Annotated in this window: 12 protein-coding genes; 5 read left to right on the plus strand and 7 right to left on the minus strand. The window is 35.6% G+C overall.

The annotated features are described in order from the left end of the window. Nucleotides 1-2 precede the first annotated feature (2 nt). The 4 genes from RBU59_RS04510 to RBU59_RS04525 all read right to left on the minus strand — a co-directional run bounded on the left by RBU59_RS04510 (nucleotide 3) and on the right by RBU59_RS04525 (nucleotide 2,829). Nucleotides 3-173, minus strand: a complete 171-nt coding sequence (locus RBU59_RS04510; protein WP_308146685.1) for a hypothetical protein — start codon at nucleotides 171-173, stop codon at nucleotides 3-5. A gap of 10 nt (nucleotides 174-183) precedes the next feature. Next, nucleotides 184-318, minus strand: coding sequence for a hypothetical protein (locus RBU59_RS04515; protein ID WP_281352829.1), 135 nt, complete (start codon nucleotides 316-318; stop codon nucleotides 184-186). Nucleotides 319-450: 132 nt separating this feature from the next. Next, nucleotides 451-2,328, minus strand: a complete 1,878-nt coding sequence (locus tag RBU59_RS04520; RefSeq protein WP_308148543.1) for a DUF4914 family protein — start codon at nucleotides 2,326-2,328, stop codon at nucleotides 451-453. Nucleotides 2,329-2,469: 141 nt separating this feature from the next. Beyond that, nucleotides 2,470-2,829: a DUF2294 domain-containing protein gene (locus RBU59_RS04525; RefSeq protein WP_308146686.1), complete on the minus strand. Its 360-nt coding sequence runs from the start codon at nucleotides 2,827-2,829 to the stop codon at nucleotides 2,470-2,472. A gap of 513 nt (nucleotides 2,830-3,342) precedes the next feature. On the opposite strand from RBU59_RS04525, the gene gpmA reads away from it, so the two are divergent. The 3 genes from gpmA to RBU59_RS04540 all read left to right on the plus strand — a co-directional run bounded on the left by gpmA (nucleotide 3,343) and on the right by RBU59_RS04540 (nucleotide 6,466). Beyond that, nucleotides 3,343-4,086, plus strand: a complete 744-nt coding sequence (gene gpmA, locus RBU59_RS04530) for a 2,3-diphosphoglycerate-dependent phosphoglycerate mutase (protein ID WP_308146687.1) — start codon at nucleotides 3,343-3,345, stop codon at nucleotides 4,084-4,086. Nucleotides 4,087-4,192: 106 nt separating this feature from the next. Further along, nucleotides 4,193-4,777, plus strand: a complete 585-nt coding sequence (locus RBU59_RS04535; RefSeq protein ID WP_308146688.1) for an acetylglutamate kinase — start codon at nucleotides 4,193-4,195, stop codon at nucleotides 4,775-4,777. Between the two features lie 363 nt (nucleotides 4,778-5,140). Next, nucleotides 5,141-6,466 (plus strand): hemolysin family protein, encoded by a 1,326-nt coding sequence (locus RBU59_RS04540; RefSeq protein ID WP_308146689.1) that lies wholly within the window; start codon nucleotides 5,141-5,143, stop codon nucleotides 6,464-6,466. 95 nt (nucleotides 6,467-6,561) lie between these two features. On the opposite strand, the gene RBU59_RS04545 is transcribed toward RBU59_RS04540, so the two are convergent. Both RBU59_RS04545 and RBU59_RS04550 read right to left on the minus strand, forming a co-directional pair. After that, entirely contained in the window at nucleotides 6,562-7,413 is an 852-nt protein-coding gene (locus RBU59_RS04545) for a MurR/RpiR family transcriptional regulator (RefSeq protein WP_308146690.1), read from the minus strand. A 12-nt stretch (nucleotides 7,414-7,425) separates the two neighbouring features. Next, nucleotides 7,426-8,121, minus strand: coding sequence for an N-acetylmannosamine-6-phosphate 2-epimerase (locus RBU59_RS04550; RefSeq protein WP_308146691.1), 696 nt, complete (start codon nucleotides 8,119-8,121; stop codon nucleotides 7,426-7,428). Nucleotides 8,122-8,527: 406 nt separating this feature from the next. Between RBU59_RS04550 and nagB the strand changes: the two genes are divergently transcribed. Continuing rightward, nucleotides 8,528-9,238, plus strand: a complete 711-nt coding sequence (nagB, locus tag RBU59_RS04555) for a glucosamine-6-phosphate deaminase (protein ID WP_308146692.1) — start codon at nucleotides 8,528-8,530, stop codon at nucleotides 9,236-9,238. Nucleotides 9,239-9,247: 9 nt separating this feature from the next. Beyond that, nucleotides 9,248-10,372: an N-acetylglucosamine-6-phosphate deacetylase gene (gene nagA, locus RBU59_RS04560; protein WP_308146693.1), complete on the plus strand. Its 1,125-nt coding sequence runs from the start codon at nucleotides 9,248-9,250 to the stop codon at nucleotides 10,370-10,372. Between the two features lie 237 nt (nucleotides 10,373-10,609). On the opposite strand, the gene RBU59_RS04565 is transcribed toward nagA, so the two are convergent. After that, the gene (locus tag RBU59_RS04565) at nucleotides 10,610-11,983 is read right to left on the minus strand and encodes a GntP family permease (RefSeq protein ID WP_308146694.1); all 1,374 of its coding nucleotides are present in this window, start codon (nucleotides 11,981-11,983) and stop codon (nucleotides 10,610-10,612) included. Between the last annotated feature and the right edge of the window lie 32 nt (nucleotides 11,984-12,015).

Raw genomic sequence — 12,015 nt, forward strand, 5'->3', positions numbered from 1 at the left:
AATTACCATTTACCATCAATTTTAATCGGATTCGCTTTCTCATGTCCAGCCTTAGCTTTGCCCTGAATCTCCGGAACAGGTTTCACATCATTTTTTTGCATGTGTGTACCAGGTCCGCCTTCTGTTCCATGGGGTTCACTTGGATCCGGACGTCTCATACCTGCTTTAGCCATATTTTACCCCCTAAACATCATTATTTTTGATTGATTGTCTTTTTGCATTTTTATTGTGATTTTGATTTTCACGGGTTATGGGAGTCTGACCATTTGCTTTTTCCATTCTTGCTTTTTTATTATCCGGCTGACTATCTTTTGGCATATCAATCTCCTTACTAATTTGTTGTTTCGGTAATTAGGATAGTTTTCTATCTATACCACAAAACTTAACCTAGATTAGTTTTTACTACACCATAAGTATGTTCCAGAATCGAAAACCATATTCACTAATACATTAGTACCTCATTGGAATTATTTGATTTAACTCTTCTAAAGTACCGTCTCTTAAAAAACATGAAATAATTGCTTTTCCTAAGGGATCAAGATTTTCATTGTCAAATTTAGTCATTTCTCTTTTAAAGAAATCAACCAAAATCTGTGCACCTTTATCATATCCTTCCGTTCCTACCTCAGCCTGCACCTCCGGCTGTAAAAAGGCTTTTCTGATATAATGTCCATCTATTTTTAACGAATCATGACAATAACCTAACAGTTTACATCTGGCTTCCACAAGATGTTCGGGTTTGAATTTTGCCCCGCCTCTTCTGGCTATATATTCCCTAGCGATCCACTGAGGCATAAATCCTACCTCATAAGCTCCAATGTGCTGGTTTGGTATTAATACATATCTTGTATGAGAAGAATTTTTAATCTGCTCTAAGAGTAAGTTGGCCTGGGTTACCATTTTACCCGTAGCAAACGGCCAGTAAGAACCTACCCCTTCACTGGTCATGATATTAGAAGAAGTAATACTTGGATTATTATAACCTCTAGGTGCTACAAGCCTCCATATCCAAGCAAGAGCCGGAGGTAATATATGAAATAATCCAAGGATACCATAACTAGGATTCTCTTTTGTACAAGGTGGAGTTCTTACACCGAAACTTCTTACATCGACCTCAACCGGTTCATTTACAATATTAGGTACCAAATGCCTAGGTAAAATTACTCTGGGATTCGGACAAGGTTTACCATCCGAGTCTAATGTATGTTCCCATACCAGGCAGGTGGCTTTCGGCACACCCTGTACATTTAGAAATACCAATGGTTCTGAGGGTTGTGTAAAAATGCTTTCAAACTGAGGAGAAGTTCCGTATTTTTTAATATGATCCAGACGTAAAAACCATCCAGCTTCCGCATCTTTTACTACCAGCTTTTTACTATCATTTTGCATTGCAGGATGACAGATGGCCATATCATCGGTAACCGGTCTAAGTTCGCAGGTATCAATGAGTTCGATATAATTTTTCTCTTTGGTTACAGTATTACTGCCCAAGATAACCCTTCCATCCAATTCCCTGTGAATATTTTCCACCATTTCACTTTTACCGCCACCGGAAGCTCCCTCATGCATAATTACAATTTCATTATCATATGGGGTTATAACTTTTACCGTAGAAGCATGAACCGTAGTCCATCCCTCTTTCTCTCCAATGTTAAGGAGAACACCATAGATGCCTTTTTTAGCACTGGGCCCTGGATATAAGTTATATGAAAAAACTTCGTGTAAATCAGTTAATCGGTTGTGAATAACTATCTGTTTGCCGTTAAAATGAGTATGCCTAAAAGGTGGTGCCAAATATACAACAGCTTTTGGTTTAAATTCTTTCTCTATCTTATCTAAATTAATAAATCCCTGTAAATCAGCCAATGCCGCACCAAAAAATGCTGCATTCAACGGAGCCACTAATAAAGCTTCATAACCGTATTCCATACCTCCGGCCATAAAAGGTATTACCATTATTTCCTGTTCTTTTAGCCATGTTAAGGTAGCTTCACGCAGAGGAGCAAAATCATCTTTATATACATCATCGTACGTTGGTTTATCTGTCCCCAATTCATCGGCTACCAATAGACAATCCGGATCGCGTCTTCTCATATAATCATCCGGATAGTTGATGACAGCCCCATTTTTGCAGCGGGTAACCGTGGCCTCACTAACGGAGCCTTTACCATCTACTTCATATTTTACCTCAAATGTGTCATTTGCATTATTACCAAAGGTTAATACCAATAATTCTTCCCTTGTTTTTGGTGCAATGACGTTTTTACAATTGTTTAAGATGTTTTGTACATCTTCCGATAAGATTAATTTTTGAAACAATTCTATCACCATTGTCCTTTCTAAATAATTACTCTTGGAAAACAATTAACTACCATAAAGAAAAAAAAACCGATACCCATGGTTATCACATGGATATCGGTTTACTAACAACTTAGCCCGGCTACTTTGTATCGTCTTCCGAAATTATTTTTACAGTATTAAGTCCTCTAAGTTTTTATCAACAGTTATAATGATTACTTTTTCTCCGGTTTTCGTGCTAACGTCACTATGAGTGCTAACAATGGCTACATCTACGATTTCACGGATTAATGTTTCCAAGTATGCTCTCCCGCTTTCAAAGAGTGAAGTACGTACTTTTTTAAACAACTCAACACCTTGAGGGTTCTCTGTAAGTTTTTGCTCCGATGGACTTAAAAATCCCAGAAGTCTTACAATAATCATGTCACCAATAATATAAGATTTTATTACCTTTGGACCTCGTCCCATATATTCTATCTCATATTTACTGATTGCTTCACTTAACCTAGCTTCTAATTGACCCTTTGTCATTGAAAATACCTACTTTCCTATTGAGTATATCTTATTTTACTAAATGTGTCAATATGACTTTTTATACCATAATTCTTCTTATTTTGATAATTCGTTACTGTCCACTCCCCTGTAAAAAGCAGCAGTTCCGTGAACAATAACAGACTTCGCGTTACACACAAAACGAGGAGGCAGCGTTTTGACTCTCAATTCTCCGGTTTTCTGTGACAATACACTCACAAAAACCACGTCGAGTTGTTGCCTGTTGAACAGTAGCGATAATTCAACTATAATTATGTTTACATCTAAATTGATACTATACATACTAATTTTTTTTGCAGTATTAATTTATCCGAAAATCCGTGCAATATTCGACGTAATACTTTTTTAGCAGCTATCCTTGTAAATGGGAAATAAAAGCAGTACAATATAAACAAATATGAACATATAAATATATCTGGATAATTGCAGAATGAGTGTTTTAGACTTTTGCTGCCAAACTCCTTATAAAGAAATAGAAAGAGAGGTTATATTATGAAACTGGTAATAATCAGACATGGTGAAAGTGAGTGGAATAAATTAAATCTCTTCACGGGTTGGACCGACGTGGACTTGTCTCCAAAAGGCATAGAAGAAGCCAAAGCTGCAGGCAGGTTGTTAAAAGCAAATGGATTTGATTTTGATATTTGTTATACATCCTATTTGAAAAGAGCAATTCATACCCTGAATTATGTATTGGATGAAATGGACCGGACCTGGCTTCCGGTTGTAAAAACCTGGAACTTAAATGAACGACATTACGGAGCTCTTCAAGGTCTTAACAAATCAGAAACTGCAGAAAAATATGGTGAGGATCAAGTTAAGATTTGGCGGCGTTCCTTTGATATCCGTCCTCCGAAACTATCTGCTGATGACGAACAAAATCCAAGGAATCAGATGCAATACAGGAATATAGACAAAGAAAAGCTTCCTTTTTGCGAAAGTCTTAAGGATACCATAGATCGTGTCATTCCCTACTATAATGAAGCGATTATGAAAGATATTCTTGCCGGTAAAAGAGTACTTATCGCAGCTCATGGGAATTCCATTCGCTCTTTGGTAAAATATCTTGAGAATCTATCAGAAGCAGAAATAATCGATGTAAATATCCCTACAGGTATCCCCTTGGTTTACGAGTTTAATTCAGATCTTAAGGTAATCAATAAATATTATCTGGGTGATCCAGACGCTGTAAAAGCACAGATGGAACAGGTCGCAAATCAAGGAAAGACAAAATAGCGTGAAAATGAATCCATAAGGATTACTCAGCAGTATTTGATTAATTATTGTATCATAACTAAATTGCTCTCATATAATAACAAAAAAGAATAAAGAGAGAAATTGTATGTTATTTAACAACAACAATTTATCCAACTGTAAAAATCAAATCAATGTATTTAACGCTTTCCGTAAATTATGGGAACAACATGTTTTTTGGACCAGAACATTTATCATAAGTACTGCCTCTAATACAGAAGATCTGGAACTTGTTACGGAAAGATTGCTGCGTAATCCTACTGATTTTGCTGTAGTACTAAGGAATTTTTATTCTGCTGATAAAGCTGTAACTTTCGAGGGCTTATTAAAGGATCATCTTTTAATCGCCGCCAGACTAATTAATAATACAAAAAATGGTAATATGGAAGCGGTTTACGAAGACAGAAAAAAATGGCATAAAAATGCAGATGAAATCTCTTTATTTCTTGGCGAAATCAATCCACACTGGTCTCCCAGACAATTTCGGGCATTATTCTATGAACATCTTAAAATGACAGAAGATCAAGCTGTATACCGGCTGAATGGAAAATACGCTTCCGATATAGCCTTATTTGATATCCTTGAAGCTCAGGCATTACAGATGGCGGACTTAATGGCTTTTGGGATTTTGAATCAGTTTTTCTTAAATCCCACGAATAATTCCAGACAATAACATAATTATTAGTATTTTACCTGCCAGCTTTCTGGCCAAACGCGGTTTTTTAGACTGTACAGCAGGTGGCAGGATTAACATTCTTTCCAATATCATAGAACATTTCTTGTACTTACTTATAAGTTGTATTTTTCAGCATTTGTCTTATAATAAAATTAAGTTTTACATCGACAGGTCTAACATACTGAAAAATACAACTTAAATATCCCTAATGTAGGATCGTTCCTTTATGAACAAATTCTATCTGTTCAAAATCAAACCAGTGGAATTATTATATAGAATACTTATTGGTTCTCATAAACTTGCATAATAAAAAAAATTATGCTATTATACTAATATTAAAATTTTAGGAGGAAAGTTACAATGGATTCAGACCCTGACGGGGATAGTATTATATTTCAGATAATAATACTAATTATTTTAACATTTATTAATGCATTTTTTTCCTGTGCCGAAATGGCCACCGTTTCTGTTAACAAAAATAAAATTAAAAGATTGGCAGAGTCGGGTAATAAAAAAGCAAATCTAGTTCAAAACTTAATTGACGAACCAACTAAATTCTTCTCAACAATTCAAGTAGCTATTACATTAGCCGGATTCTTTTCCAGTGCTTCTGCTGCCACCGGACTTTCAGGACCTTTAGGACAATGGTTGGAAGCAATGCATATACCGTATGGTAAACAAATGTCCTTAATCCTGATCACTATATTATTATCCTATTTCACCTTGGTATTCGGTGAACTGGTACCTAAGAGGATTGCAATACAAAACACGGAATCAATTAGTATGTTTGCTGTTAAACCGATTATATTGATATCCAAGGTCGCCTCTCCATTTATTCGATTACTAACTGCTTCCACCAATTTAGTAATGAAATTATTCGGTGCAAAAAATGATATGGTAGAAGATATTTTATCAAGAGAAGAAATAAAGTCCCTTGTTGAAGAAGGACAAGTTCATGGTGTTCTCAACGAAAATGAAAAAGAAATGATTAATTCCATCATTGAATTTGATGATAAACTTGCTAAGGAAATTATGACCCCTAAGATTAATATATATGCAATTAATATATTAGATCCTCTGGATGATTACATTAATAAATTATTAGAAACAAAATACTCCCGGATTCCGGTTTACGAAGATGATATTGATAATATCATCGGTATTCTTTATTCAAAAGATTTTATGAGAGAAGCAATTAAGGTTGGTTACCGTAATGTAGATATCCGTTCCATAATGACGAAACCCTACCTGGTTCCGGATAGTAAAAATATTTATGAATTGTTTAAAGAACTGCAGTTATCTAAAAATCATATAGCCGTATTAATCGATGAATATGGTGGTTTTTCCGGAATTGTTACTATGGAAGACCTGGTCGAAGAAGTTATGGGTGATATTGAGGATGAATATGACAATACATTACCTAAAATTAAGAAATTAGATAATAACACCTACCTTATTGACGGTTTATTAACAATTGATGAATTAAATGACAAGCTGGATTTAAATATATCTTCTGATAATTATGAAACGATTTCCGGTTTATTAATTGATACTATGGGTGAAATTCCCAATGATCATGATGACCGTACTATAGAAGTTGACAATCTGGTATTTAAAATTGAAAGCGTTACCAAAAAAAGAATTGATAAAATCAAATTATATATAGGCAGTGTAGAAAAAGCATAAAAATACAGGTACCCGTAACTTATGTAAAGTTTCGGGTACCTGTACTTTTGCTTATATGCCGGAATTTATATGTTTAACATATCCTATATAGGTTATTATAGCAGTTTTGAAGATATCGCTTCCGTGGTTCTTGCTTTATTATCTCTGGATTGATTATAGTGCTTAACAAAATATTCCATATATAAAACTTCCAATAAATAAAGCTGTACCATAGATGTGGAAGAAGCACCGCCATCAAGAGGACCCTCGTTTGAACCGCACAATAAAACAACATCGGCCTGATTGGTCAGGGCTGTTTTGGCAAACCTGGTAATACAAATGGACTTACAGGCATTTTGCTTCACAAGCTTATGCACTTCAATCATATCTTTTGTAGAACCGGAATAGGAAAATATAATAGCCAGATCCCTGCTGTCTAAAAGAGCTGCTGCCATGCACTGCATGTGACCATCCGCTATAAATTCAACATTAGGAAGTATTCTCATAAACTTCTGCTTTGCTTCCAGGGCTATAACCCCTGATGATCCAACTCCAAAAAAATGAATCCTTTTTGCTGCAGATATTAAATCAACTGCTTTCGTGACTGCATCAAAATCCAATAAATTAAATGTTTCATTTAATGCTGCTATATTCGTAGCGAAAGTTTTTTTACATACTGTTTTTACATCATCTTCTAATTCAATGGTTCCGGCTATTGCATTACTCATACCCTTTTTATTCGCAATATCCTGGGCTAAGAGCATTTTAAATTCCTGATAACCATTTAATTTCAAGGCTTTACAGAACCGGAATACCGTTGTATCACCTACTCCGCACATCTCAGCTAAATCCGTAATGGAGGTATATAATACTTTCTGCGGATTTTGGAATACAAAATCCGCAACCACTTTTTCCGATTTTGTAAATTTGCCGTAACTGTTTTCAATTTTGGAATATATTCCTTCCATATCCAAACTCCTTTATTCTACACAATTTATCATATCAACAAATCTCCTGGTAATATCCATGGGCCGTGTGATTGCCGTACCGACAACCGCCGCATATACTCCGCAGCTAAATGCCTCTTTTAACTGCTCCGGTGTCCATATACCGCCCTCTGCTATGACAGGAATACTTAAATTCACAGAAAGTTCTTTCATTAAATCAAAGTTTGGAAGCCTGCTACCTTTCGTTTCCTTTGTATAACCGCATAATGTCGTTCCGACCAGATCGAACCCCAGCAGCTTTGCATGCAGTGCATCTTCATAGGTAGAGCAGTCTCCCATAAATAACATATTGGGATATTTCTTTCTTAATTTAAGGAAAAAATCATCCAGGCTGATACCATATGGCCGCAAGCGATTGGTTGCATCCATTGCTATAATATCCGGCCGGCTTTCCATAAGGGCATCAACAGCATCTTCCGTAGGCGTTATATATACCTCACTATCCGGAAATATCTGCTTATATAATCCGATAACCGGCAGTTTTACTGACTTTTTGATCTCCACAATATCTTCCGGCGTATTTGCACGTATTCCGCTGGCCCCGCCAAGTTCAGCAGCATATGCCATTCTGGACATAATATAGGAACTGTATAAGGGTTCATTACTTAGTGCCTGACAGGAAACGATTAATCCGCCTTTTATCTTATTTAGAACTTCTGAATTTTTCATAGTCACCTCAATCTGCCGCTTTAGTGGCGTGCTTTTTGCCGGTTGAAAAGAGTTTTTCAATTCAACATTACTCCCCAATTTTACCCGATTTTTACAATTAACTATTTAATTTTATCCTTTTTTCCCTTTTATTACAACAAAAATCGTTTTATTATGGAATATTTATTTCGATAATTAAGAATTTTGATTCTATATTAATAAAAATATTTTTCTCAAATAAATAAAAATATTTTTCTTTTTTTAATATTATATTACATTTATTCCATTGTCAACTGTCCACTTCTTCATATTATCAAGTAATATTTACTATAAAAGAAAAATATTTTTATTTTCACTTGATTTTTAAAACAGATGGAATATACTAATACTGAAGCTATTGAAGAAGAATGAAAGGTACTGGTGAAAAATGAATTTAATAAAAGCAAATGATTATAATGATTTAAGCAGAAAGGCGGCTAATGTTATATCCGCACAGGTTATTTTAAAACCTGACTGTGTATTAGGCCTTGCAACCGGCTCTACACCCATCGGAACTTATAAGCAATTGGTGGAATGGTATAAAAAAGGCGATATCGATTTTTCCCAAGTGACAACAGTTAATTTAGATGAATATTGCGGACTGTCAACCGAGAACAATCAGAGTTACCGTTATTTTATGGACCATAACTTTTTTCTTCATATCAATATTGACAGAAAAAATACTAATGTTCCTAATGGTTTGGCTGTTAATTATGAGGATGAATGTGCCCGATATGATAAGCTGATTACTGAACTTGGCGGAATTGACTTACAGCTTCTTGGGATTGGCCGCAACGGACATATCGGTTTTAATGAACCTGATATATCCTTTGAGAAAACTACCCATATTGTAGAGCTGGATGAATCCACCATAGAAGCCAATGCCAGATTTTTTGACACAGTTGATGAAGTCCCCAGAAAAGCAATTACCATGGGAATTAAATCTATTATGCAGGCAAAAAAAGTATTATTAATTGCCAACGGACCGGATAAAAAGGATATTATTGAGAAAGCGCTGCACGGACCGGTAACACCGGATGTACCTGCATCCATTCTGCAGTTTCACCCGGATTTAACTGTAGTTTATTGTTTTGAATAGGAGGCAGTTATGTTATATAAAAATGCGGAAGTATTTATAGATGGCAGGTTTCAAAAAACCGATATTGAAGTCACCGGCGGACGTTTTCAGGCAATTTGTCCCGCATTGACTTGTGATAACCAGGAGAATTCTGTAGATTGTAACGGCAAATTTATCATACCAGGATTTATAGAATTACATTCCCATGGCTGCATCGGTTATGATTTTACTACCGCCGATACAACGGATATAGAAAAAATGTGTGAATTCTATGGTAAAAACGGAGTAACTTCCATATTAGCAACTACCATGACAATCGATTATGAAATATATAAAAAAGCCATGATTCATATTAAAGAAGTAATGAACACCCAAAAAACAGGCAGCCGTATTATCGGTATAAATATGGAGGGACCTTTTCTAGGCGCAGATAAAAAAGGTGCTCATGATGAGAGATATCTCATGCCTATTGATGAAGAGAAGTATTCTGAATTAAATGAATTGTCCGGAGACAATGTCAGAATTATCGATTTAGATCCTAAACTATCCGGTTCCATGGAATTTATTAAAGAACACAGTAAATCAAAAGTAATATCTTTAGCACACACCAGTTGTGATTATGACCTGGCTGCAAAAGCGATTGAAGCCGGTGCAACTCATATTACGCATTTATTTAACGCAATGAATGGTTTGCACCACAGACAGCCCGGATTAGTAGGTGCTGTATCCGATTTTGATGTCCATGCCGAAATGATTTGTGATGGTATTCACATACATCCTGCCGTAATCCGTCTCATGTATAAAGCTTTTTCGGATAAACTAATCCTTATCTCAGATTCTATGAGTGCCGCAGGCCTCGCTGACGGTATCTATGAACTGGGCGGTCAAAAGGTTTATGTGGTAAACGGAAAAGCTACTTTAGAAGACGGAACCATTGCCGGATCTACTACTACGGTTTATAAAGCGTTTAAAAATGTTATACAGTTTGGAATTCCTGTTGAACAGGCAATTCTTAGTGCAACTTTAATTCCAGCAACAGCTATTCGTGCAGAAAAGGAAATTGGTTCTATTTCTACAGGTAAAAGAGCAGACTTTATTATAATGGATCATAATTATAACATAGAAAAAGTATTTAAAGAAGGTGTAGAATTGTAATTACGTTACTATTGTAATTTAATAACTCTCCTTATTTCAATAAATTAAAACAGGTACATATTCCACCGTAATATATATTGATTTTACATAAATTACAATATCATATTACTTTTCGGAGTATCTACCTGTTTTTAATTTCTCAATATAAAGATCAAAATAATAAACACAAAGTGACAGGAGAAACCTATTTATGACCTCTTTCCAGTTCACTTACTTGACTTAAAACATAATTCTATATTACATAAAAATATTTAATATTAATAATTCCACTAATCCAACTGCCCAGGCAATTGTTGTTGTTATTGACCAAACCTTGATCTGTTCTTTCGTTTCGGTGATACCGCTTAAACGGTTTACAACCCAATAAAAGCTGTCATTAAAATAAGAGAAAAATAATGCTCCTATACATGCTGCGAATGCTCCAAGCAGCATACTGCCACCGGCTGCTTCTACGATTGGTGCTGTTATACCCGCTGCAGTTATCATCGCTACCGTACCGGAACCTTGTACAAAACGGACCAAAGTAGCAATTATAAAAGGTAATAATATAACAGGTATTGAGGTTGCGGCAATTCCATTTGCAATATAATCACCAACCCCTGCTACTTTTAATACTTGTCCTAATGCACCGCCGCCGCCAGTTACAAAGATAATTACACCAGCTGATTTCATACTGTCTTCCAGTGCACTAATAACCACTTTACGTTCTACGGAAACTGTTAAAGTATAAATAGATATAATTAAACCTATCGCTACTGCGATTATCGGTTTTCCAAGGAAAATCAAAGCTGCATAAATTCCGGTCTTTAAGGATAAAGCACTCAGAACCGTATTTAACAATATTAATATAATCGGAAGAATTAAAGGTAAAAATGCCAAAAATGCGGATGGCAGTTTTTTATCCTTTTCATCTGATATAACATCATAAATTGGTTTTTGATAAGCCGGTCTCTCCCATCCATCCCCAGTTTCATTTGGTAACTGATATATCTTTTTACCAAGATATTTTCCATAAATCATTGTAGCCAAAGCCATAGGTATTGCAATCACGATACCTAATAGTATAAAATGTCCCACATCAACTCCAAATGTTCCTGCTACTCCAAGAGGACCCGGAGTGGGCGGAATTAAGGAATGAGTAATTACAAGTCCGCTTGCCAGTGCTACAGACAAACCTACTATAGATTTCTTAGTTTTACGTGATAACGCTTTTGCCAGAGGTGATAATATAACAAAACCTGAATCGCAGAAGATTGGTATGGAAACCAGGAAACCAGTCAGCGACAGCGCCATTTCTTCCCTGCCCTTGCCAAATATCTTTAAGAAAGTACGTGCCATCCTTTCCGCTGCACCGGACATTTCAAATATCTGACCCATCATAATACCAAACCCTATGATAATACCGATATTTCCTAAGGTTCCTCCAAATCCTGCTGTAATTGCATCAACCGTATCAGCAGGTGCTAATCCCCCAACCAGACCAACTATAACTGCTGCAATGATTAATGCAAGAAAGACATGAATCTTTGTTTTTAGAATTAAAAAAATTAAAACTATTAAACCAATACCTAACCCAATTAACATTTGAGCTCCTGAAACAGTAACCTCCATCTTAACCTTCTCCTTTCAAAATACCAAGCTAC

The organism is Anaerocolumna sp. MB42-C2 (assembly GCF_030913705.1).
Lineage (GTDB): Bacteria > Bacillota > Clostridia > Lachnospirales > Lachnospiraceae > Anaerocolumna.

Excerpts from the sequence above, each read along its gene's own strand:
- RBU59_RS04515 (WP_281352829.1), bottom strand. The coding sequence starts at position 318 with ATGCCAAAAGATAGTCAGCCGGATAATAAAAAAGCAAGAATGGAAAAA.
- RBU59_RS04535 (WP_308146688.1), top strand. The coding sequence starts at position 4,193 with ATGTTATTTAACAACAACAATTTATCCAACTGTAAAAATCAAATCAAT.
- gpmA (WP_308146687.1), top strand. The coding sequence starts at position 3,343 with ATGAAACTGGTAATAATCAGACATGGTGAAAGTGAGTGGAATAAATTA.
- RBU59_RS04550 (WP_308146691.1), bottom strand. The coding sequence starts at position 8,121 with ATGAAAAATTCAGAAGTTCTAAATAAGATAAAAGGCGGATTAATCGTT.
- RBU59_RS04540 (WP_308146689.1), top strand. The coding sequence starts at position 5,141 with ATGGATTCAGACCCTGACGGGGATAGTATTATATTTCAGATAATAATA.
- RBU59_RS04565 (WP_308146694.1), bottom strand. The coding sequence starts at position 11,983 with ATGGAGGTTACTGTTTCAGGAGCTCAAATGTTAATTGGGTTAGGTATT.
- RBU59_RS04525 (WP_308146686.1), bottom strand. The coding sequence starts at position 2,829 with ATGACAAAGGGTCAATTAGAAGCTAGGTTAAGTGAAGCAATCAGTAAA.
- nagB (WP_308146692.1), top strand. The coding sequence starts at position 8,528 with ATGAATTTAATAAAAGCAAATGATTATAATGATTTAAGCAGAAAGGCG.
- RBU59_RS04545 (WP_308146690.1), bottom strand. The coding sequence starts at position 7,413 with ATGGAAGGAATATATTCCAAAATTGAAAACAGTTACGGCAAATTTACA.
- RBU59_RS04510 (WP_308146685.1), bottom strand. The coding sequence starts at position 173 with ATGGCTAAAGCAGGTATGAGACGTCCGGATCCAAGTGAACCCCATGGA.
- nagA (WP_308146693.1), top strand. The coding sequence starts at position 9,248 with ATGTTATATAAAAATGCGGAAGTATTTATAGATGGCAGGTTTCAAAAA.